19 protein-coding genes and 4 tRNA genes are annotated in these 21,461 nt (G+C 68.0%); 1 reads left to right on the forward strand and 22 read right to left on the reverse strand.

The window, feature by feature from the left end; genetic code table 11:
• Nucleotides 1-84: 84 nt before the first annotated feature.
• The 20 genes from ABZ794_RS16030 to ABZ794_RS16125 all read right to left on the reverse strand — a co-directional run bounded on the left by ABZ794_RS16030 (nucleotide 85) and on the right by ABZ794_RS16125 (nucleotide 18,293).
• Nucleotides 85-3,516, reverse strand: a complete 3,432-nt coding sequence (locus ABZ794_RS16030) for a DNA-directed RNA polymerase subunit beta (protein WP_091402413.1) — start codon at nucleotides 3,514-3,516, stop codon at nucleotides 85-87.
• A 569-nt stretch (nucleotides 3,517-4,085) separates the two neighbouring features.
• A complete protein-coding gene (gene rplL / locus ABZ794_RS16035) occupies nucleotides 4,086-4,472 on the reverse strand; it encodes a 50S ribosomal protein L7/L12 (protein ID WP_030489578.1) in 387 nt (128 codons plus the stop codon).
• A gap of 54 nt (nucleotides 4,473-4,526) precedes the next feature.
• A complete protein-coding gene (rplJ, locus tag ABZ794_RS16040; RefSeq protein WP_112584808.1) occupies nucleotides 4,527-5,072 on the reverse strand; it encodes a 50S ribosomal protein L10 in 546 nt (181 codons plus the stop codon).
• A gap of 340 nt (nucleotides 5,073-5,412) precedes the next feature.
• The gene (locus ABZ794_RS16045; RefSeq protein ID WP_357516059.1) at nucleotides 5,413-6,102 is read right to left on the reverse strand and encodes a hypothetical protein; all 690 of its coding nucleotides are present in this window, start codon (nucleotides 6,100-6,102) and stop codon (nucleotides 5,413-5,415) included.
• On the reverse strand, nucleotides 6,099-6,989 hold the full coding sequence (locus ABZ794_RS16050) for an ABC transporter ATP-binding protein (protein ID WP_357516061.1): 891 nt from the start codon (nucleotides 6,987-6,989) through the stop codon (nucleotides 6,099-6,101). The genes ABZ794_RS16045 and ABZ794_RS16050 overlap by 4 nt, the downstream gene beginning before the upstream one ends.
• 80 nt (nucleotides 6,990-7,069) lie before the next feature.
• The gene (rplA, locus tag ABZ794_RS16055; protein ID WP_112584802.1) at nucleotides 7,070-7,786 is read right to left on the reverse strand and encodes a 50S ribosomal protein L1; all 717 of its coding nucleotides are present in this window, start codon (nucleotides 7,784-7,786) and stop codon (nucleotides 7,070-7,072) included.
• A gap of 78 nt (nucleotides 7,787-7,864) precedes the next feature.
• On the reverse strand, nucleotides 7,865-8,296 hold the full coding sequence (gene rplK, locus ABZ794_RS16060; RefSeq protein ID WP_091402426.1) for a 50S ribosomal protein L11: 432 nt from the start codon (nucleotides 8,294-8,296) through the stop codon (nucleotides 7,865-7,867).
• Nucleotides 8,297-8,482: 186 nt separating this feature from the next.
• The gene (nusG, locus tag ABZ794_RS16065) at nucleotides 8,483-9,205 is read right to left on the reverse strand and encodes a transcription termination/antitermination protein NusG (RefSeq protein ID WP_210784121.1); all 723 of its coding nucleotides are present in this window, start codon (nucleotides 9,203-9,205) and stop codon (nucleotides 8,483-8,485) included.
• A gap of 38 nt (nucleotides 9,206-9,243) precedes the next feature.
• Nucleotides 9,244-9,633, reverse strand: a complete 390-nt coding sequence (gene secE / locus ABZ794_RS16070; RefSeq protein ID WP_030329860.1) for a preprotein translocase subunit SecE — start codon at nucleotides 9,631-9,633, stop codon at nucleotides 9,244-9,246.
• Between the two features lie 213 nt (nucleotides 9,634-9,846).
• A tRNA-Trp gene (locus ABZ794_RS16075) sits at nucleotides 9,847-9,919 on the reverse strand.
• A 129-nt stretch (nucleotides 9,920-10,048) separates the two neighbouring features.
• Nucleotides 10,049-10,441 carry a MaoC family dehydratase gene (locus ABZ794_RS16080; RefSeq protein WP_091402431.1) on the reverse strand — a complete coding sequence of 131 codons (393 nt, stop codon included), beginning with the start codon at nucleotides 10,439-10,441 and terminating at the stop codon, nucleotides 10,049-10,051.
• 1 nt (nucleotide 10,442) lies between these two features.
• The gene (locus tag ABZ794_RS16085; protein ID WP_357516064.1) at nucleotides 10,443-10,889 is read right to left on the reverse strand and encodes a MaoC family dehydratase N-terminal domain-containing protein; all 447 of its coding nucleotides are present in this window, start codon (nucleotides 10,887-10,889) and stop codon (nucleotides 10,443-10,445) included.
• 126 nt (nucleotides 10,890-11,015) lie between these two features.
• Nucleotides 11,016-11,183, reverse strand: a complete 168-nt coding sequence (gene rpmG, locus ABZ794_RS16090; protein ID WP_007073056.1) for a 50S ribosomal protein L33 — start codon at nucleotides 11,181-11,183, stop codon at nucleotides 11,016-11,018.
• A 132-nt stretch (nucleotides 11,184-11,315) separates the two neighbouring features.
• Nucleotides 11,316-11,388 (reverse strand) — tRNA-Met (locus ABZ794_RS16095).
• A gap of 24 nt (nucleotides 11,389-11,412) precedes the next feature.
• Nucleotides 11,413-11,485 (reverse strand) — tRNA-Thr (locus ABZ794_RS16100).
• Between the two features lie 93 nt (nucleotides 11,486-11,578).
• Nucleotides 11,579-14,110 carry a bifunctional diguanylate cyclase/phosphodiesterase gene (locus ABZ794_RS16105; RefSeq protein WP_210784119.1) on the reverse strand — a complete coding sequence of 844 codons (2,532 nt, stop codon included), beginning with the start codon at nucleotides 14,108-14,110 and terminating at the stop codon, nucleotides 11,579-11,581.
• A 57-nt stretch (nucleotides 14,111-14,167) separates the two neighbouring features.
• The gene (locus ABZ794_RS16110) at nucleotides 14,168-14,341 is read right to left on the reverse strand and encodes a hypothetical protein (RefSeq protein WP_238689123.1); all 174 of its coding nucleotides are present in this window, start codon (nucleotides 14,339-14,341) and stop codon (nucleotides 14,168-14,170) included.
• Nucleotides 14,342-15,433: 1,092 nt separating this feature from the next.
• A complete protein-coding gene (locus ABZ794_RS16115; RefSeq protein ID WP_357516066.1) occupies nucleotides 15,434-16,609 on the reverse strand; it encodes a Fic/DOC family N-terminal domain-containing protein in 1,176 nt (391 codons plus the stop codon).
• A gap of 206 nt (nucleotides 16,610-16,815) precedes the next feature.
• Complete coding sequence (locus tag ABZ794_RS16120) at nucleotides 16,816-17,640, reverse strand: tyrosine-type recombinase/integrase (protein WP_357516068.1); 825 nt, start codon at nucleotides 17,638-17,640, stop codon at nucleotides 16,816-16,818.
• 569 nt (nucleotides 17,641-18,209) lie between these two features.
• Nucleotides 18,210-18,293 (reverse strand) — tRNA-Tyr (locus ABZ794_RS16125).
• 147 nt (nucleotides 18,294-18,440) lie between these two features.
• Between ABZ794_RS16125 and ABZ794_RS16130 the strand changes: the two genes are divergently transcribed.
• A complete protein-coding gene (locus ABZ794_RS16130) occupies nucleotides 18,441-18,935 on the forward strand; it encodes a YajQ family cyclic di-GMP-binding protein (protein WP_091402478.1) in 495 nt (164 codons plus the stop codon).
• 229 nt (nucleotides 18,936-19,164) lie between these two features.
• On the opposite strand, the gene ABZ794_RS16135 is transcribed toward ABZ794_RS16130, so the two are convergent.
• Nucleotides 19,165-20,424 (reverse strand): MFS transporter, encoded by a 1,260-nt coding sequence (locus ABZ794_RS16135; protein WP_357516070.1) that lies wholly within the window; start codon nucleotides 20,422-20,424, stop codon nucleotides 19,165-19,167.
• A gap of 146 nt (nucleotides 20,425-20,570) precedes the next feature.
• On the reverse strand, nucleotides 20,571-21,446 hold the full coding sequence (gene htpX / locus ABZ794_RS16140) for a zinc metalloprotease HtpX (protein WP_357516072.1): 876 nt from the start codon (nucleotides 21,444-21,446) through the stop codon (nucleotides 20,571-20,573).
• Between the last annotated feature and the right edge of the window lie 15 nt (nucleotides 21,447-21,461).

The raw sequence follows: 21,461 nt of genomic DNA on the forward strand, positions 1-21,461 counted from the left end.
CTTTTTTCCTCGTTTGGGGTTTTTTTTTTTTGTTTGGGGGGGGGGGGGGGGGGGGGCCCCCCCCCCCCCCCCCGACCGCTCACCTCAGACCTCTTCGACCGAGCTCGGCTCGCGCCGGGACAGGTCGATGCCCAGCTCCTCAGCGGCCCGGAACACCTCGTCGTCGGTCTCGCGCATTTCCAGGGCCACACCGTCGCTGGAGAGCACCTCGACGTTGAGGCACAGCGACTGCAGCTCCTTGAGCAGCACCTTGAACGACTCCGGGATGCCCGGCTCCGGGATGTTCTCGCCCTTGACGATGGCCTCGTAGACCTTCACTCGGCCGAGCACGTCGTCGGACTTGATCGTGAGCAGCTCCTGCAGGGCGTAGGCAGCGCCGTACGCCTGCATCGCCCAGCACTCCATCTCACCGAAACGCTGACCACCGAACTGCGCCTTACCACCCAGCGGCTGCTGCGTGATCATCGAGTACGGGCCGGTCGAACGAGCGTGGATCTTGTCGTCGACCAGGTGGTTGAGCTTCAGGATGTAGACGTAGCCGACCGCGATCGGGTCCGGCAGCGGCTCACCGGAACGACCGTCGAACAGCTGCGCCTTGCCGGTACGACCGATCAGCTGCTTGCCGTCCCGGTTGGGCAGGGTCGACTCGAGCAGACCGGAGATCTCCTCCTCGCGAGCACCGTCGAAGACCGGGGTGGCCACGTTGGTGTCGCCCTCGGACTCGTGCGCGTCGATCGAGCGCAGCTGACGCTTCCAGTCGGCGTCGTCACCCTCGACCTTCCAACCGGTCTTGGCGACCCAACCGAGGTGGGTCTCCAGCACCTGGCCGATGTTCATCCGGCTCGGCACACCGAGCGGGTTGAGCACGATGTCGACCGGGGTGCCGTCCTCAAGGAACGGCATGTCCTCGATCGGCAGGATCTTCGAGATGACACCCTTGTTGCCGTGCCGGCCGGCGAGCTTGTCGCCGTCCTGGATCTTGCGCTTCTGGGCGACGTAGACCCGGACCAGCTCGTTGACACCCGGCGGCAACTCGTCGCCGTCCTCGCGGGAGAACGTGCGCACACCGATGACCGTGCCGGTCTCGCCGTGCGGCACCTTCAGCGAGGTGTCCCGAACCTCACGCGCCTTCTCACCGAAGATCGCGCGGAGCAGCCGCTCCTCCGGGGTCAGCTCGGTCTCACCCTTGGGCGTGACCTTGCCGACCAGGATGTCACCGGGGACGACCTCGGCGCCGATCCGGATGATGCCGCGCTCGTCGAGGTCAGCGAGCATTTCCTCGCTGACGTTCGGGATGTCGCGGGTGATCTCCTCCGGACCGAGCTTGGTGTCCCGGGCGTCGACCTCGTGCTCCTCGATGTGGATCGAGGTGAGCACGTCCTGCTGCACGAGGCGCTGCGACAGGATGATCGCGTCCTCGTAGTTGTGGCCCTCCCAGCACATGAACGCCACCAGCAGGTTGCGTCCGAGTGCCATCTCGCCCTCGTCGGTGCACGGACCGTCGGCGATGACCTGACCGGCCTCGACGCGGTCGCCCTCGAAGACGACCGGCTTCTGGTTGACGCAGGAGCCGGCGTTGGAGCGGCGGAACTTGTGCAGCAGGTACGTCCGGCGGTGGCCGTCATCCTGGTGGATGGTGACGTAGTCGGCGCAGAGATCCTCGATCACACCGCCGACCTCGGCGACCACCACGTCGCCAGCGTCGACAGCGGCCCGGTACTCCATGCCCGTGCCCACGAGCGGCGCCTCGGCCTTGACCAGCGGCACCGCCTGGCGCTGCATGTTCGCGCCCATCAGTGCCCGGTTGGCGTCGTCGTGCTCGAGGAACGGGATCATGGCGGTCGCGACCGAGGTCATCTGCCGGGGCGAGACGTCCATGTAGTCGACGGCACCGGGGACGACGTCCTCGGTCTCGCCGCCCTTACGACGGCAGAGCACCCGGTCCTCGGCGAACGTGCCGTCAGCCTTCAGGCGCGCGTTGGCCTGGGCCTTGACGAACCGGTCCTCTTCGTCCGCGGTCAGGTAGTCGATCTGGTCGGTGACCCGACCCTCGACGACCTTCCGGTACGGCGTCTCGATGAAGCCGAACGGGTTGACCCGGGCGAAGGTGGACAGCGCGCCGATCAGGCCGATGTTCGGGCCTTCCGGCGTCTCGATCGGGCACATCCGGCCGTAGTGGGACGGGTGCACGTCGCGGACCTCGAAGCCGGCCCGCTCCCGGGACAGACCACCCGGGCCGAGCGCGCTCAGCCGACGCCGGTGGGTCAGGCCCGCCAGCGGGTTGGTCTGGTCCATGAACTGGGACAGCTGGGACGTCCCGAAGAACTCCTTGATCGCCGCCACCACCGGGCGGATGTTGATCAGGGTCTGCGGGGTGATCGCCTCGACGTCCTGCGTGGTCATCCGCTCGCGGACGACCCGCTCCATCCGGGACAGGCCGACCCGAACCTGGTTCTGGATCAGCTCGCCCACCGTACGGAGGCGCCGGTTGCCGAAGTGGTCGATGTCGTCGGCCTCGTAGCCGTCCTCACCGGCGTGCAGCCGGCACAGGTACTCCACGGTGGCGACGATGTCGTCCTCGGTCAGCGTGCCGGTGGTGATCGGCACGCCAACTTCCAGCTTCTTGTTGAACTTGTAGCGCCCGACCTTGGCGACGTCGTACCTCTTCGGGTTGAAGAAGAGGTTGTCGAGCAGGGTCTGGGCGTTCTCGCGCGTCGGCGGCTCGCCAGGGCGCAGCTTGCGGTAGATGTCGAGCAGAGCCTCGTCGGCGCCGGCGATGTGGTCCTTCTCGAGCGTGGTCATCATCAGCTCGGACCAGCCGAACTTCTCACGGATCCGCTCGGCCGACCATCCGATGGCCTTGAGCAGGACGGTGACGGCCTGCCGACGCTTGCGGTCGATGCGTACGCCGACCGTGTCGCGCTTATCGATGTCGAACTCCAGCCAGGCACCCCGACTCGGGATGACCTTGACGCTGGAGAGGTCGCGGTCGGAGGTCTTGTCCGGCTGCTTGTCGAAGTACACGCCCGGAGACCGGACGAGCTGGCTGACCACGACGCGCTCGGTGCCGTTGATGACGAAGGTGCCCTTGGGCGTCATCATCGGGAAGTCACCCATGAACACCGTCTGGCTCTTGATCTCGCCAGTGGTGTTGTTGGTGAACTCCGCGGTCACGAAGAGCGGAGCGCAGTAGGTCAGGTCCTTCTCCTTGCACTCCTCGATCGAGGCCTTGACCTCGTCGAAGCGCGGCGCTGAGAAGGAGAGCGACATGGTGCCGGAGAAGTCCTCAATGGGACTGATCTCTTCAAGGATCTCCGCGAGACCCGATCGTGCGTGCGGGTCGTCCGCCGACCGGCCCTGCCAAGCCTCGTTGCCGACGAGCCAGTCGAAGGACTCGTTCTGAATGGCAAGGAGGTTGGGGACCTCGAGGTGTTCGGTGATCCTGCCGAATGAAACTCGGCGGGGAGCGAATGCGCTCGACGTACGACTGGTCTTCGCAGGGCGGGAAGCTGCCAAGATGCGTCCTTCCGAGGACCGGTGCTGCAGAACGGCTGGTACGCGTGCACTCCAATGACCCCACCAGAAATATCCGTAAACGGACATTTCCGAGCAGGGGTCAAGTCGGAAGGCAGCGCAAACTAGCAGTGTAGCCGAGAGGCTAACCGCTGTCCAGCCCACCCCGCAGGTTGTTTGCGGAGCGCGCCTCGGCCCCCGTCAACCGGGGTCTGCCGGGCCGCTCAGAACGCAACTCCCCACTGGGCCGCTCGGGTTACAGCGGCTGATGGTGCCGTCGCTGTCATACCCACGTCGTGGCCGTCGCAAGCGCGGTGTCTTGCTGGTGTCAGCGTGCCTGGCAGCCCCGGGCCGCGTCAAGGGCCGGGCTCCGGGTTGTCCCCTGTTTCCCACTGGAGGGCGACCCGCCACGCTCGTTCGGGTCAAGGGTACCCATGGTCGGCGCCCAGCTCAGGACCGGTCGCAGCCAGATCCACCAAAACGGCGGGCGGTGATCCGTGTCGGATCACCGCCCGCCGCTACGCGATGGTGTCCCAGCTCACGAGCCGGGTACGCGTTGGTGGAACGTCAGGTCACTTGAGGGTGACCTTGGCGCCCTCACCCTCGAGCTTGGCCTTCGCCTTGTCGGCGGTCTCCTTGTTGACCTTCTCCAGGATGGCCTTCGGCGCGGACTCGACCGCGTCCTTGGCCTCCTTGAGGCCCAGGCCGGTCAGCTCACGCACGACCTTGATGACCTGGATCTTCTTGCCACCGTCAGCCTCGAGGATGACGTCGAACTCGTCCTGCTCCGGCTCGGCCTCGGCCGCAGCGGCGCCGCCGCCACCACCCTGGGCGATCGCGACCGGAGCGGCAGCGGTGACCTCGAAGGTCGTCTCGAACTGCTTCACGAACTCAGAGAGCTCGATCAGCGTCATCTCCTTGAACGCGTCGAGCAGCTCGTCGGTGCTGAGCTTCGCCATATCTGGCGTCCTTTCCTGATTCTGTTAAGTAAGAACTGGTGCGCCGTGGGGGCCTCAGGCCGCCTCGGCGCCCTCCTTCTCGCGCTTGTCCTGCAGTGCAGCCGCCAGACGGGCGGTCTTCGACAGCGGGGCCTGGAACAGGGCCGCGGCCTTGCTCAGGTTGCCCTTCATCGCGCCGGCCAGCTTGGCCAGCAGCACCTCGCGGGACTCAAGGTCGGCGAGCTTCGTGACCTCGGCCGCGGTGATGGCCTTGCCCTCGAAGACACCGCCCTTGATGACGAGCTTCGGGTTGGCCTTCGCGAAGTCGCGAAGCCCCTTCGCCGCCTCGACGACGTCGCCCGAAACGAAAGTCAGCGCGGTAGGACCGGTGAACAGCTCGTCGAGGCCGGTGATGCCCGCGTCCGTCGCAGCACGCTTGGCCAGCGTGTTCTTCGCGACCGTGTAGCTGGTATCGGCGCCGAGCGAGCGCCGAAGCTGGGTGAGCTGGGAAACCGTCAGACCGCGGTACTCGGTCAGCACGGTGGCGCCCGAGCTGCGGAAGCTCTCGGTCAGCTCAGCGACGGCCGTGGCCTTGTCGGCCCGGATCGGCTTGTCCGCCATGTCCCTCCTCTCTCGTTACTCGAGGCTGGTCCCCGTCTCGGCCGAAGCCGGAACGGGGGCGGAGGCAGCGCGACAACGAAAAAGCCCCGGCGCAGGGCGCACGGGGCGAGGGCCGGCGGATCGTCATGGTCGGCGGACCATGCTCACTGCCGAGTTACGCTTGCCGCCCTACGCGGGTCGCCCGTTGTCGCGGGACCTTCGACCGTGCCGAAACACGGTGACCAGCGGTCTCTGGGTGGTTCCTCATCCATGAGAACACGGATGACGGTTGAAGCGTACGCGCCCCGACCAGCAGCGCCAAATCGCGCCCGGTGAGCCGCGTCACCCACGCCAGTGCCGGTCAGCCCTGGGCCCGCCGACGCCACAGGTAGCCGCCGACGACAGCGGCGCTCCAGGCCAACGCCCACCCGCTCAGCCCCAGCACTGTCAGCGCGGCGGCGTCGCCGGCGGTGGTGCGAGCGGCCGCCATGATCGGCGGTGCCAGCCAGGGGGCGACCGAGCCGGTCAGGCCGAACACCACCGCGCCGACCCCGCCGAGGGCCAACACCGCGACGCCGTACCCGGCGCCGCCCACCGACGCCCGGCTGGCCAGCGCCCCAAGAGCAACCGCAGCGGGTACGACCAGCACGTGTGCCCACAATCCCAGCGCCAGCCCGACCGGAATCGACCGGTCCCCCGGGTCGACCGGGCCGGACACCCCGCCGACCAGCCACGGAAAGAGCAGCGCGACGGTCACCGTCGCCAGCGCCGCCACCGCGGCGGCGAGCAGCCCGGCCGACCGCTCACGGGCCACTCCGACCGTCACCTGCGCCAGTCGACGCTGCACGTCCGGCTCGACGTCCAACAGGATCTTGGTCTGCCAAGCGAGCACCGGAAAGAGCACGACCGCGGAGACCCCGTACGCCTCCGCCGGCTGGGCTCGGCCACCGCCGTAGAGGGTGCCGAGCGTGATCAGGCCGGCGAGCAACGGCGCCAACGCCCGGCCGGTTCGCAGGAAACCGGCCAGCCGCATCCGGACCAGGGCGCTCACCGGGTCTCCCCCGCTGCCGACTCGACAGCGGCGTCAGCGGCCTCCGGCTGCTCCGCCGTCAGCTCCCCGGCCATCCCCAGCGACGGCTCGGCGGGTCGGGCGCCACCGGCCGACCGGAGCGGCTCGACGGGTAGGGCCTGGGACGCGGCGGTGGAGGCGTCGGAGCGTACCCGCAGCACCTGGTGGCCCTCGGCGCGCAACCGGGCGACGGTGCCGGCAACCCGCGCGGCCGGCACCGCTACCTCGACCACCGCGATCGTCTCGTCCGTCGACGACGTCTCCTCGGAGAGCGAGCCGTCGGCCACCAACCAGCGGCGCGCGGCCGGGAGCCGGACCGTCTCGCCGCGGTGGTCGCTGACCAGGACGGACCCGTCGGCGGCGAGCACCTCGGCGATCAGCTCGGGCACCAACTCGCGGGTGGCGGCGTCCAGCCCCTCCCACGGCTCGTCGAGCACCAGCAGGCCCGGTGGGCGCAGCAGCGCCTGGGCCAGGCCGACCTTCTGCGCGGTGCCCTTGGACAGCTCCGGCAGCCGGACCGAGCGGAAGGCGGACAGCCCGAGCCGGTCCGTCCAGGAGGTCACGGCCTCGTCGGCCGCAGCCCTGCCCAGACCCGCCACCCGGGCCATCCCGGTCAGATAGCGGGCCACCGTGAACGGTTGGTCCGCGGGGAAACGCTCCGGCACCCAGCCCACCCGCGCCGGCCGGTCGGTGACCCGGCCCCGGCCCGGGCGGAGGACCCCCGCGGCCACCTGGAGCAGTGTCGACTTACCCACCCCGTTGCGGCCCAGCACGATCGCCACCTCGCCGGGACCGATCCGCACGTCGATGCCTTGCAGCACCCACGGCCCGCGCCGGTGGTACCGCAACCAGACGTTCTCCAGCCGCATGGCGTCGAGCCTGCCACACCTGGAACGCGCCGGGGCGCCGCCACTGTCGTGGCGGCGCCCCGGCGGAGCGATCTGTCGACTCAGGCGTCGGCCTGGTCCTCCCGAAGGTTCTTCACCAGATTCGGGTCGACCGGGACGCCCGGGCCCATCGTGGTGGTCAGGATGACCTTGCGGAGGTACTTGCCCTTGGCCGCGGACGGCTTGGCACGCAGCACCTCGTCGAGCACCGCAGCGTAGTTGTCCACCAGCTGGGTCTCCGTGAAGGAGGCCTTGCCGATGATCAGGTGCAGGTTGGAGTGCTTGTCCACCCGGAAGGTGATCTTGCCGCCCTTGATGTCCTGCACCGCCTTGGTGACGTCCATGGTCACCGTGCCGGTCTTCGGGTTCGGCATGAGACCGCGCGGGCCCAGGATCCGCGCGATCCGGCCGATCTTGGCCATCTGGTCCGGCGTGGCGATCGCCGCGTCGAAGTCGAGCCAACCACCCTGGATGCGGGCGACCAGCTCATCGGTGCCCACCTCGTCCGCACCCGCGGCGGCGGCCTCTTCGGCCTTCGCGCCGCTGGCGAACACGATCACGCGGGCGGTCTTACCGGTGCCGTGCGGCAGGTTGACCACGCCGCGGACCATTTGGTCCGCCTTGCGGGGGTCGACGCCGAGGCGCATGGCGACCTCGACCGTGGCGTCGAACTTGACGTTGGTGGTCTCCTTGGCCAGCTTCACGGCCTCGGTGGGGGTGTAGAGCTTCGACCGGTCGATGACATCGGCGGCCTTGCGGTAGCTCTTGCTGCGCTGCATTGCTGATTACTCCTGTGGTCTCTGGCGGGCCGCTCGGCGCGAGCCCTCCCACGGTCGGATCGAAGGCCGGGGCCTACGTCAGTCGTTGACGGTGATGCCCATCGACCGGGCGGTGCCGGCGATGATCTTCTCGGCCTGGGCGATGTCGTTGGCGTTGAGGTCGGCCATCTTCTTCTCGGCGATCTCACGCAGCTGGGCGCGGCTGACCGAGCCGACCTTCTCGGACTGCGGAACACCCGAACCCTTCTGCACACCGGCAGCCTTGATCAGCAGCCGGGCAGCGGGCGGGGTCTTCAGCACGAACGTGAAGGACCGGTCCTCGAACACGCTGATCTCGGCGGGGACGATGTCGCCCCGCTGAGACTCGGTCTGCGCGTTGTAGGACTTGCAGAACTCCATGATGTTCACGCCGTGCTGGCCGAGCGCGGGGCCGACCGGCGGCGCCGGCGTGGCCTGGCCCGCCGGCAACTGAAGCGTGAACGTCTTGACGAGCTTCTTCTTCGGAGGCATGTCACTTCCTGGGGCTTGGAGCTGGGAAAATGCGGCTGTCGCCGCCCTCGGGCGCGCACGGTCAGCGCGGTGCGACAGCGGCGACATTCAAGAGTAGCGCAGGCCGCAGCCCACTCGTCCGCCGAGGTCGAGCGAGAGCGCGTACGCCGACGTCGGCGGCGGGCCGGGCCCGCCGCCGACGACCAATCAGATCTTGGCGACCTGGTTGAAGTTGAGCTCCACCGGAGTCTCACGACCGAAGATCGACACCAGCACCTTGAGCTTCTGCTGGTCGGCGTTGATCTCGCTGATCGTGGCCGGCAGCGACGCGAACGCGCCGTCGGTGACGGTGACGGAATCGCCCACCTCGAAGTCGAGGACCTTGATCTCCGGCTTCGACTTCTTCTGCTCGGTCTCGACAGCCGGCGCCAGCCACTTCAGCACCTCGTCGAGCGAGAGCGGAGCAGGCCGGTCTGCCCGGTCGGTCGCGCCGACGAAGCCGGTCACACCCGGGGTGTTCCGGACACAGGAGTAGGACTCGGCGGTCAGCTCCATCCGGACCAGGATGTAACCCGGGAAGACCTTGGCCTGGATCTGCGAACGCTTACCGTTCTTGACCTCGACCTCTTCCCGGGTCGGCACCTCGACCTGGTAGATGAACTCCTCCATGTCGAGGCTCGTGATCCGGGTCTCGAGGTTGGTCTTGACCTTGTTCTCGTAGCCGGCGTACGAGTGCACCACGTACCAGTCACCCGGCGCGTAGCGCAGCTTCTGCCTCAGCTCCGCGACAGGGTCGTAGTCCTCGTCCGGTGCGGGCTCGGTCGTAGGGAACTCCGGCTCGCTGGCGGCCTCGACCGACTCGTCACCAGCCGCCGTCGCGACCGTGGACTGCTCGTCCACCGGTCCGGCGGTCTCGTCGTACTCAGGCACGCTCGCTCACTTCCGTCACTATGGCTGGAGGCAGCCGGTCAGTCCGAGTTGCCAAAGACAAACAACACGACCTTGGCGAAGCCGAAGTCCAGCACACCCACGATCGTCAGCATCACCGCGACGAACGCCACCACCACGGCGGTGTAGGTCAGCAACTCCTTGCGGGTCGGCCAGATGACCTTACGCAGTTCAGCTACGACCTCGCGGAAGAACCGGGCGATGCGGCCGAAGACGCCCACCCGACCCGTTTCCGACCGCGTGGTCGGCCGGCTGTCCGCCGACTCCGCCCGGGCACGCGACCGCGTGGCGGTGCCTCCCCGGGAAACCGGCTCGTCCGCGCCGGAGGCGTCGTCGTCGGCCACGTCGTCGACGATCTCGTCGTCCAGACGATCGTCGCCGTCGTCGTCGCGCCGCTTGTTGTCGGCCACTTCGCCCTCCGTCGCGGAATCTGGGGTCGCACGCCGAGTGGCGTACGCGGCGCTGGTCACGCCGGCCGGACCCAACCGTCCCGCGACGGGCCGCGGCCGGTGGATCACCCGGAGGGCCCCGATTGCCTCGGAGCCACCCCGCCGATGCCACCACCACGGGCCGGACGCCGCCAAGTGGCGGCGCGACCCACGGGAACGGTCAGGCCTGAGGCGCAGGGGTGACAGGACTTGAACCTGCAGCCTGCGGTTTTGGAGACCGCTGCTCTGCCAATTGAGCTACACCCCTATGTGGCAACACTCGCCCCACCCGGCCACAGACGACCGAGCAGGGGTCACTTGCCCCACGGCGGACCAGTGTACGGGTAGCCGCCCGACTTTCCCAACCGGTCTCTCCGCCACGCGTGGCGGGCTCGATTCAGCGTGCCGTCCGGATGGTCGCCCGCGCCTGCGACAGCACCTTCTCACCCAGGCAGGTGGCGGTCACCTCGAGTCGGGTGAGACCGTCCTCGGTCACCTCGCGGACTCGCGCGGTCACCTCGATCTCGGTCCCCTGGTCATCGTCGGGGACCACCACCGGCCGGGTGAAACGCACGCCGTACTCGACCACCGCGTCCGGCGACCCGGCCCACTCGGTGACCGCCCGACCGACCAGCGCCATGGTGAACATGCCGTGGGCGATCACCCCGGGCAGGCCCACCTTGGTGGCCACCCGGTCGCTCCAGTGGATCGGGTTGAAGTCGCCCGAGGCGCCGGCGTAGCGGACCAGGTCCGCGCGGGTCACCTGAAACGTCTGAGCTGGCAACTCCATCTCACGCCTCCCCGCGAATGACATACCTGGCCCAGACCGCGACCACTGGTTCCCCGCCGACGGTGCTCACGTCGGTGCGCGTGGTCAGGAAGCCGTGCCCACCCCTGGTGCTGACGTCCTCGATGGTGTTGGTGCAGACCAGCTCGTCGCCCGCGACCACCGGCCGGGTGTACGCGAAGCGCTGGTCGCCGTGCACCAGGCGGCTGTAGTCGACACCCAGGGCCGGGTCCTCGATGATCTGGCTGCTCGCGGCCATCGTCACGATCACCGGAAAGGTCGGCGGGGCCACCACGTCGGGGTGGCCCAGCGCCCGCGCGGCCTCCGGGTCGTGGTGGGCCGGGTCGGTGGCGCCGATGGCGCCGGCGAACTCGCGGATCTTTTCTCGGCCCACCTGGTAGGGGGCGGTCGGCGGATACGTCCGGCCGACGAAGGAAGGGTCCAGAGGCATGCCGCGAACCTACACGGAAAGCCCAATCGCCGACCTGATCGGCAGGCGGCGGCGGAGCCGCACCAAACCGGTCAGATCGGCGATCGGAAAGCTTCGACAACGGCCGGCCCTGAGGCCGGCCAGCAGTCAGCGGGTCTCGCGGTGGACCGTGTGCCGACCGTCACGCGGGCAGAACTTCTTCAGCTCGATGCGGTCGGGGTCGTTGCGGCGGTTCTTGCGCGTGATGTAGTTGCGCTCCTTGCACTCCACACACGCCAAAGTGATCTTCGGCCGGACATCGGTAGCCTTCGCCACGGCGGAGTGCCTTCCTCGCTAACGGAAACAACTACGACGCGCCAGCCTAGACGCTGACAGCGCGGACATGCAAAGTGGGCGCCAGAAGCGCCCATTCTTACGACCACCGGCAACGAGCCCGGAAGACGAGAGTAGCGGTGGCCGGACTTGAACCGGCGACACAGCGATTATGAGCCGCTTGCTCTACCATCTGAGCTACACCGCTGCGATGGGTCCAGCTGAACCCTCGAGCCCCCTTACGGAATCGAACCGTAGACCTTCTCCTTACCATGGAGACGCTCTGCCGACTGAGCTAAGGGGGCCTGCGCGATCTCCCCGTGGGGCGCGCAGGAGTAAGAGTACACGGCCCGGCTCGACAGGTGAAATCGGATCCCCGGTGATCGTCCGCGCCCTGTTCAGGGCACAACACGCAGGCGGGGCAGCTCTCCGTTCGTGGCCGTCTCCGGCTCGACCTGGGCGCCGAACCAGGCAGCCAACCGCTCGTACGGCAGCGGCCGGCTGAACAGGAAACCCTGCCCGATCTCGCAGCCGATGTCCTGCAGAAGCTCCAGGGTCAACTCGCTCTCCACCCCCTCGGCCACCACCGCCAGGCCGAACTGCTGGGAGAGGGTGACCACCGCGTTGACGATCGCCAGGTCCCCCGGGTCGGTCGCCATGCCCTGCACGAAGGAGCGGTCCACCTTCACCTCGTGCACCGGCAGCCGGCGCAGGTGCGCCAGAGACGAGTCACCAGTGCCGAAGTCGTCCACCGACAGTCGTACGCCGAGATCCCGCAGCCGTTGCAGGGTGGGGATCGGCCGGTCCGTGCCGTCCAGCACCCCCGACTCGGTGATCTCCAGGGTGAGGCGCTGTGCCGGCACCTTGTACTCGGTCAACAACTCCTGGACCCGGTCCGGGAAGTCCCGGTCGATGAGCGTACGGGCCGAGAGGTTGACCGCGATGGGCAGCGGCTGGTCGGCCAGCGCCCAGTCCCGGCTGCGCCGAAGGCCCTCCCGGAGCACCACCTCGGTGAGTCGGCTCAACTGACCGGTGTGCTCGGCCACCGCCACGAAATCCTCGGGCGCGACCGTGCCGTGCGCCGGGTGCTCCCAGCGGGCCAGACACTCCACACCCACCAGGCGCCGGTCCCGCAGAGTCACCTTGGGCTGGAAGTAGACCTCCAGCTCGTCCTGGTCCAGTGCCCGGCGCAGATCGCCGGCCAGACCCAACCGGCGCAGTGAACGGGACTCCAGCGCGGGATTGAACAGCTGCACGCTGCCCGGCACCGACTTGGCCGCGGTGGCGGCGAGGTCGACCCGAAGCAGCAGGGTCGCCGCGTCGCTGCCGTGATCCGGGTGTACGGCCACCCCGACGGCGGTGTCCACGTCGAGGGTGAGCGCGTCGAAGACCATCTCGTCGCGGATCTGGTCGCGCAGTTGGGCGGCCAACTCGAGCGCGGCCTCAGCACTCTCCAACCGCAGCGTCACCAGGAACTCGTCCCCGCCGGCACGGCCAACCAGAGCCGACGACGGCGCGCTGGCCCGCAACCGACTGGCGACCTCGGTGAGGACCTTGTCCCCGGCCGCGTGCCCCAGGGACTCGTTGACCTGGCGCAACCCGTCGACGTCGAAGAGCAGCAGCGCCACCACCTCGCCCGGCGCGCGGATCTTGACCGACTCGTCCAGTGCTCCGGTGATCCGTCGCCGGTTGGGCAGTCGGGTCAACGTGTCGTGGTGCGCGTCGTGCCGGAGCCGGTCGACCAGCCGCGAATTCTCCAGGGCCACGGCCGCGTGCGCCGCCACCGTCTCGAAGACGGGGATGTCGCCGGGCGTGAAGTGACCGACGTCGCTGAGCCGGTTGGCGACCTCCAGGGTGCCGATGACCGCCTGGCCGGACCGGAGCGGCACGACGATGACGTCCTTGATCTTGCCGTGGCTCAGGGCCTGGCGCTCGTTCGACTCTTCGTCGAAGGCGCGCCCCACCGCGATGGTCCGCCCCTCACCTGCGGCTCGCTGGCGGAGGGAAGCCGGCGTCCGTACGACGTCGAGCAGACCCGAATCGTCAACCCTGGCGGTGAGCAACACCTCGGGGTGGCGGCCCAGGGCCGGCAGCCACAGAGTCGCGTACTCGGCCTGCATCAGGGCCCGGACCCGACCCAGGAGAGCGTCGACGAGCGTCCCGTCCTGGCCGCGCTCCCCGATTGCGCGGGTCAGGTCGTACATCGCGGCCAGCGTCCGGTGTTGCCGGAAGAACTCCGCGTAGGAGCGGTAGACCAGGACCAGGGCCACACCGAGTGCGACCAGCAGCACCAACGACCACCAGGTGGTCGTGACGGCGATCAGGATGATCAGACCGAGCGAGACGTTGATCGCCGCAGTGAGCAGGGCGGGGCGTGCGGTACGCAGAGAGTCCCGTCCCGCCTGCCAGCCCTGTAGGAGGGTGTGCACGCCGACGATGCCCGCAAGGCTGACGAGAATCACCGCGGTTACGGCCGCGAAAAGACTCAGCCAGGTGCCGGGGTCGTCCACCTCCTTCGAGGGCGGTAGCGCCTGAAGGAGGAGGACGGCGAGAGAGGTCCCGGCGGCCGCCTTGGCCACGTTGAACCAGAACTTGACGGGCGCGAACCGGTGCCGCGTCTGCGTGAGCATCGACGCCACCGTGTAGATGGCGACGACGGTCAGCGGTGGCAGCAGAAAGAGCGCCAGCACCAGCGGAATCTCGGTCAGGGTCATGCCGAACGACTGCCGCCGGACGACAAAGTTGAGGACCGGCATGCCAACGGCGGCCATGGCGACCAGCAACAGGAGCGCGAGAAGCCATTCACCGAGAGGCTGGGACGACACCAGCCCCGTGACCATGGAACAGATCGCTGCGAAGAACACCAGCGGCGCGGTGATGAACCAGGCACGATCCGCCGAACGACGTCGCGATCGATCACGCGGAGCCATACCGCTCCCTACGGCGCCTGCGGTTTACCGCTCTTGAGTGGGGATGAGCTGAACCAGTCAGCGACCACTGCCGAAGACAGTGTTCTCCGGAACGACAGTCCAGATGAGATCGATGGCCTGAGCTCCGCTGGCACTGCTGTCGAAGAGGCCGGCGGGGAAGGCGACGATGGCGGCGGCAGCGAGAACAAGGAGGAGAGACCCACCGAGTCGGCCTAGCCTTCGACCAGACATGATCGCTCCTGTCGGGAGATGTACAGCGTTGATGGAGGTTCCACGATCGTGCCACAGCGCGGGCAGCCAGAGAAGTGGTGGTCGCCCGACTGGCCCCACCGTCTGTTACTTCCCGCCGTTCGGCCTACCGCCCCCAACGCACTGGACCAGATCACAAGCTTGCGGGGTGGTTCACCGCTTCACGCAGCGTTGAATACGACCTTCAACGCAATTCGGGTCCAGCTGTAGACACTCGCCACATCCGGCTTGGCGGTCACCCTCAGCAACACCTCAACAGCCCGCGACAAACTCGCGCCTCCATCCGGCCATCGACCACCATACCGGCTCCTCGCCATCCCGCCAGCCCTTCGTCGGGTTCATTTCAGTGGGCGGAGAGCAACATGGGCGCTGACCACGAGCAGCGGATGCGCAGCTAACATCACACTTGGCATCGATGACAGCAGATAGAGCGTGTTCTGACGTAGGTCAAATCCGCCACGAACTCGAGCGCCAACCTGGCGGCAGACCCACCGACAGGATCACCGCAACGCCCGGAACATGACCCGCAGCCCGTGGAGCGCCAGACCGAGCACGGCGGCCGACGCGATCTCGGCCGCAGGCGACTGCCTGACAGCGGGCGTGGAAGGTCCGACCCTCGCGATCCTCGCCGGCATCTCGCCAACCAACGCAACGACTACGTTGACGCCGCCTATAACGGGCACAAGCAGACCAGCACAACGACAGCGGACGTCGACGCGACGCCATCGCCGACGCTCGCCATCTCGTCGGTGACACCACGACCAAGATCGGCAGCTGAAAAGGGCGCTCATCGAGTGCACGGCAGACCTTGCCGTTCATGGCGTCCTCGCCGTCAACGCAGTTGGCGACGAGACAACGACAACGGCCCCTGATCAGCATCTCTGCTGGTCAGGGGCCGTTTCTGCGCCTGGTGGCGGGTAGAGGATTCGAACCTCTGAAGCTTTCGCGACGGATTTACAGGGCGTCCGCGATCATGACCACCGCAGGCCCAGAACCTGGTGTTCCACTACCCTCGGGCCGGCGTCAACCAGTCAGCCGCCCACCATCTGCCCACGCCCATTGAAAGCCGCCGGGCTATCGCGCATCAATGATCCGAAGTACGTCTTTCGCAGCGAAGACGCGAGCATAGCGCCGCCCTGTCCGCTCCTGGAGGATGCCTAGGCCCTCCAGCCGACGGATGGCAGTATTCACAGCCGGATAAGACACGCTGTACATCTGGGATGCAGTCGTGGGCGTGATCATCGGGTAGCCGATGAGATCCTCCACGATCCGGGCAGCCACCCCACGTACGTTGGCCTCTCGAAGTCGGTCAAGCGCATGCTCCTTCCAGTCAAGTAGCGCATCGATGCGCTCCACTGCCAGGACAGCCTGCGCTCGTACAGCCTCCGAGAAGAACCTTATCCACTGATCGAACCTGCCCGTCATGCTGATCTCAAGGAGGTGGTCCTGGTACTCCCGCCTTCGCACCTCAAGCCAGGGCGAGAGATTCAGAACGGGGACTCGCAACTCACCTTCCGTCGCCAACTGGAGCACGCAGACCAAACGTCCAAGGCGCCCATTACCGTCGTTAAACGGGTGCAACGTCTCAAACTGGTAATGACCCAGCGCCATCTTTGCAATCAGCGGAAGGTCATCCTTGGTGTTGATCCAGTTCTCCCACGCCTCAAAACCCGCCCTCAACTGGTCCCCTGGCGGTGGAGGCACGAAGCGAGCTTCCGTGACTCGGCCTGCGCTGAGTCCGATGAAGACCTGGATACTCCTGACATCTCCCGCGTCAGCCGTGTCAGCACGGGTCCCCTTCACGAGAACCTTCTGAAGCTGCCGAAGCATGCCAATGGTGATCGGTCGTTCCTTGATCCACTCATACGCCATCTCAGCAGCACGCACGTAATTGACGACCTCGGCGACTGACGCAGAGACCTCACCCGCCTCTAGGAAGTCAGCCTCTAGCACGTCATCCAAGGCGGCGTACGTGCCCTCAAGAGCTGAGGTGCTGACAGCCTCCCGCCGGATCGCCGGTCTCGCCAAGAGCATGGGGTTGGGAAGCCGGATCGCCGCCTGGTCAAGTCTCGCGACCGCAGCCGTAGATGCAGTCAGATCCCGGAACGTCTCCTGCGCAAGGTCGATCTGGCTTGGCAGGGGGTTCGGCAGGAACGCCTTGTGATCGTAGGGCTCGTCATACCGAGCGTCATGGCCACTGATGGGCACAAGGACCCCAGCTGGGGACGAAGCGAACGCTTGAAGATCCACGGATTGCAAGCCATCCTCTGAAAACTTTAATTTCAGCGCTGTAATTCAAAGTCTAGCCCCAACACCTGAGGCGGATCTAAAGCATCTAGCCTGAAACTTACATTTGGAACTTAGGTTTGTAACTACGGAGCGTTAGCATCGCCCTAGCTACAACCGTGGGTTCCGCTACTCTCCGTGTCCGATCCAAGACGAAGCCTAGCTTCGAGTCATCCGAGGGCATCGCCGATCTTGTCGTTCATCGTGTCGTCTCCCCCGTCTATGCAGTTGGCGTAGACGCGGAGGAGGACGGCGACGCCGTGGCCCAGGCGCTGGGCTACCTCGGTCGGCGGGACGCCGGCATTCAGCCAGAGCGAAGCCGCTGCGTGCCGCAGGTCGTACGGCCGGCAGACGAGCGGCGAGGCAACCTGCGATTCGGTCAGCGCCTTCTCGCGGGCGAGCTTCCACCAGCAGTCGTAGACCGACTCGGAAAGCGGCCCACCGTGCAGGCCCCGGAAGAACCGACCGTCCGAGCCAACCCCGTGATTCTCAACGTGCGCGCACAGCAGCTCGACGAGCCGGGGCGGGATCGGGACCGCCCGAGTCTCAGCCCTCCCCCGGTGCTTGAGTCCGCGCCGCTCGCGGGAGCCGCCGTCGTCGGTCCAGTGCGACCCGGCGCGCGGCGCGGTGCCGGCGAGCACCAGTCGGCCCCAGCGATGTTCGATCTTCTCGTGGTCGCAGGACCGGGAAGGCTTGACCGCTGACAGGTCGTCGAAGTCGGCCCCGCAGCCGGCGCACCGGCCGGCAAGGTCGCAGTCCGCCGTAGGTCCGCCGCTTCCGAGGGTCGCATCCCCGCGTAGTAGAGGCAGCCGAAGAACGCCGTGACCTTGTCGGCACGTTTGCCGAGAGATCACCGCCTCCAGCAGCGTGGCGACCTGGGCTGGGTTAGCCACCACCCGCCGGTCGATGGACTGTGCAACCTCGGGGGCGGTCCACTGGACCCGGTCGACCGGGTTGGAGGCAATCAGCTCCAGCTCGACGGCGTACCCGAGCACTTGTAGAAAGTGGCCCGCTTCCGCTGGACGGTGGAGGCAGCCGCGGGCTTGCCGTCGAGGCGTACGCACAGGCTGTCAAGGCGCCGCGCTCCGCGCGGCGCGGGCGGTGAGCCGGCCGGCGGCAAGCCGCCCCGGCTGCCTTCGGCGCCGGGGCGGTGAGCCACCGACTGCCGCCGGACCGCCGCCCCCAACTCCGCTGGTCTAGACGCAGCACGACCATGGCCAGGCGGTACGGAAGCCGGCGAGTCGACCTGATCGCGGACCAGGGCTTCCGACTGCCGCGCCAGTCCAACCCCAGGACTGGCTTGCCCTCGGCCTACCTCCCACGGCCAGCGAGATGCCAACCCGGAGCCCTCAGCCGGTCGCTAAGCGCGCGGGGCTATGCCAGCCCGGCGAGCGGGCCACCAACGCCAAGAGTCGCAGCCCCAGAGGACCCTGAGAAGCAAGATCGACCTGCCCACCATCTGCCCACAACCAGTCGTCAACGGCTGGACTCAGCCAGACTCGACTAGATCAACGACAACGGCCCCCGATCAGCATCTCTGCTGGTCAGGGGCCGTGTCCGCACCTGGTGGCGGGTAGAGGATTCGAACCTCTGAAGCTTTCGCGACGGATTTACAGTCCGCTCCCATTGGCCGCTCGGGCAACCCGCCAGGGCACCCCACCGCGTCGTAACGCGGCGGCGGAAGCAAGGATAGCGGCTCCCCCCGGCACCTACGCAACCGGGTACGGTCAGGGGGTCGTGCCGCTGGTCGGCGGCCGACGGCAGGCCCAGACCGCCGGACAGCAGGAGCAGAAACATGGCAGCGAACCCGTCGTTCGACATCGTGAGCAAGGTTGACCGTCAGGAGGTCGACAACGCCCTTCGGCAGGCGGAGAAGGAGCTTGCGACGCGGTTCGACTTCCGCGGCACCGGCGCTGAGATCTCCTGGTCTGGCGAGGAGGCGATCGGCCTTCAGGCGGAGACCGAGGAGCGCGTCCGCGCCGCACTGGACGTGTTCAAGGAGAAGCTCGTCAAGCGGAACATCTCGCTGAAGTCGCTGGATGCTGGGGAGCCCCGCCCGTCGGGCAAGATCTTCAAGATCGACTGCAAGGTGATCCAGGGCATCGAGACGGACAAGGCCAAGGCGATCAGCAAGAAGATCCGCGAAGAGGGCCCCAAGGGCGTGCAGGCGCAGATCCAGGGTGACCAGCTGCGGGTCACCGGCAAGAAGAGGGACGACCTCCAGGCTGTCATCTCGCTGCTCAAGGGCGAGGACTTCGGCGTCGCCCTCCAGTTCAACAACTACCGCTGACGCCTGTCCCCAGCGATCCGGTCCCCGGCCGCGGCGCGTCCGGCTGAGATCGACTCGGGTTCCTGAAAGTCGGGGCATCCCGGCGACTGGGACCCCGCGACTTTCAGGAACCCGAGTCGATCAAGAACAACAAACCAAGGCACGGCCGACCACGGCACGGACCGACCACGGCACGGACCGACCACGGCACTGACCGGCCGGGCGACGCGAGCCGACCGAATTACCACCGTCAGACGGGAACTGGGTGTTCGGCGCGTACCGCCGTCGTTTCCGCGCGGGCGATGGGCCCGGCGGGTAGCGCGGCGACCGCGGCCCCGACGGCGACCGCAGCCCCGGCGAACAGGAACGCCCAGCGGACACCGCCGGCGTGGTCCACGATCACGCCGGCGATCGAGCCGCCGGCGGCGCTCGCCGCCACCGCGACGGTGACCACCCAGGTGTACGCCTCGTTCAACATGCCGGTCGGGGCGATCCGGCCGACCAGGGTGTTCTCCAGGGTCAGCGCGGGCGCGATGGTGGCCCCGCCGGCGACCAGCGCGACACCCAGCGCCAGCGGAGTGGGCATCACCGCGAACACGGCGAAGGTGGCGGCCAGCGCGGCGAGCAGCAGGGCGAACTGCCGGGTCATGTTCGGTGCTGGCCTGCGGACGCCGAACCAGAGCCCACCGATGGCGCTGCCGACGCCCCAGACCGCGAGCAGCACGCCGGCGAGGCTCTCCGGGTCGCCGGTGGAGTGGTCGCTCGCGAACGCCGGCACGATCACACCGGCGGCCCCGAACGCGATGCCCAGGCCGGCGACGCAGATCAGCAGGGCCGGGAAGCCGGGGACCCGTAGCGGGCCGAGCCCACGGGCGTGGTGTTCCCGCGGGTGCGGACGCCAGCCGCGCATGACCCGGCCGAGGGCCACGGCGGTGGTGCCGACCAGGGTGACCACTGCGGCGCCGATCAGCGCGGCCGCCGCGTCGGCGACGAGGACGAAGCCGGCGACGAGCAGTGGGCCGAGGACGAAGACGATTTCGAAGAGCGTGGTCTCGGCTGCGAGCGCGGTGTTGCGGAGGTGGTATCGGCCGGAGTTGGGGCCGGTCAGGTCGTTCCAGGCGCCTCGGATGGCGGCGGTGAGCGGCGGGTAGGTGGCGCCGGCCACGCCTGCGGCGAGGTAGATGACGGGGAGCGCGTCGTCGCCGGAGCGGCTGGCCAGCAGCAACCCGATGAGTGCCAACGGGTGGGCCACGGCGGTGAGCAGCAGGACGGGGCTGGGGCCGACCCGGTCGGCGATCCGTCCGGCCACCGGGCTGAGCGCGGCACCGGCGAGGGCGTAGATGCCGCCGGCGATGGCGGCAAGTGAGTAGCGCCCGGTCACCTGCTCGACGACCAGGAGCAGCGCCAGCGGGGTCATGCCGATTCCGAGCCGCCCGATGATGCCGGTGATCAGCAGCATGGGTGCGCCGGGAATCCGCCAGACACCCAGGTACTGACGCAGCGCGGTCACCGTGAACCTCCCGAGGATGTAATGAGCGTGAGCCGTTATGACCCTAACGCCGCTGCCTGACAGGCGGACACCGGAATAGTCTCCGACACAGCGATCCGCCCGTACCCGGCGTGGCCGGGTACGGGCGGAGGAGGTGGGTCAGCGGGTCAGCGCTGGAACTGCACCGGCCCCGAGTTGCGGGCCATCTGCTCCAGCCGGGCGACGCGGTCCTCCATCTTCGGGTGGGTGGAGAAGAGCGCCGCCATGCCGCCACCCCGGAACGGGTTGGCGATCATGAGGTGGGCGGTGCTGGTGAGCTGGCCCTGGGCCGGCAACGGCCGACGTCGGGCCACCGCGTCGATCTTGCGGAGCGCGCTGGCCAGCGCCAGCGGGTCGCGGCTCAGCTCGGCGCCGGAGGCGTCCGCCTGGAACTCGCGGCTCCGGCTGATCGCCAACTGGATCACAGTGGCCGCGATCGGGCCCAGGATCAGGGTGAGCAGCAGCACAGCCGGGTTGGGTCGGTCCTCGTCGTCCCCGCCGCCCAACGGAAGGAAGAAGGCGAGGTTCGCCAGCAGGGTGATGATGCTGGCCAGGCCGGCCGCCACGCTGGAGATCAGGATGTCCCGGTTGTAGACGTGGGACAGCTCGTGCCCGATCACGCCGCGCAACTCACGGTAGTCGAGGATCTCGGTGATGCCCTGGGTCACGCAGACGGCCGCGTGCTGCGGGTTGCGACCGGTGGCGAACGCGTTGGGCTGCGCTGTGGGGCTGACGTAGAGCCGCGGCATCGGCTGCCGGGCGTCGGTGGCCAACTCCCGGACCATCCGGTAAAGCTCGGGGAACTGCGCCTCGGTGACCGGTTGCGCCCCCATCGAGCGCAGTGCGAGCTTGTCGGAGTAGAAGTAGGTGACGCCGTTCATGACCAGAGACACGAGGACGGCGATGACCAGGCCGCCGCTGCCGCCGAACCAGTAGCCCACCGCCAGGATCAGGGCGCTGAGCAGGCCGAGCAGCGCTGCGGTCTTCAGACGGTTGTGGTGCACGATGTCTCCTTCGGT

The organism is Micromonospora sp. NPDC047187 (assembly GCF_040643355.1).
Classification (GTDB): domain Bacteria; phylum Actinomycetota; class Actinomycetes; order Mycobacteriales; family Micromonosporaceae; genus Micromonospora; species Micromonospora salmantinae.

Excerpts from the sequence above, each read along its gene's own strand:
- rplL (WP_030489578.1), bottom strand. The coding sequence starts at position 4,472 with ATGGCGAAGCTCAGCACCGACGAGCTGCTCGACGCGTTCAAGGAGATG.
- rplJ (WP_112584808.1), bottom strand. The coding sequence starts at position 5,072 with ATGGCGGACAAGCCGATCCGGGCCGACAAGGCCACGGCCGTCGCTGAG.
- ABZ794_RS16050 (WP_357516061.1), bottom strand. The coding sequence starts at position 6,989 with ATGCGGCTGGAGAACGTCTGGTTGCGGTACCACCGGCGCGGGCCGTGG.
- rplA (WP_112584802.1), bottom strand. The coding sequence starts at position 7,786 with ATGCAGCGCAGCAAGAGCTACCGCAAGGCCGCCGATGTCATCGACCGG.
- rplK (WP_091402426.1), bottom strand. The coding sequence starts at position 8,296 with ATGCCTCCGAAGAAGAAGCTCGTCAAGACGTTCACGCTTCAGTTGCCG.
- ABZ794_RS16080 (WP_091402431.1), bottom strand. The coding sequence starts at position 10,441 with ATGGAGTTGCCAGCTCAGACGTTTCAGGTGACCCGCGCGGACCTGGTC.
- ABZ794_RS16085 (WP_357516064.1), bottom strand. The coding sequence starts at position 10,889 with ATGCCTCTGGACCCTTCCTTCGTCGGCCGGACGTATCCGCCGACCGCC.
- ABZ794_RS16105 (WP_210784119.1), bottom strand. The coding sequence starts at position 14,110 with ATGGCTCCGCGTGATCGATCGCGACGTCGTTCGGCGGATCGTGCCTGG.
- ABZ794_RS16110 (WP_238689123.1), bottom strand. The coding sequence starts at position 14,341 with ATGTCTGGTCGAAGGCTAGGCCGACTCGGTGGGTCTCTCCTCCTTGTT.
- ABZ794_RS16130 (WP_091402478.1), top strand. The coding sequence starts at position 18,441 with ATGGCAGCGAACCCGTCGTTCGACATCGTGAGCAAGGTTGACCGTCAG.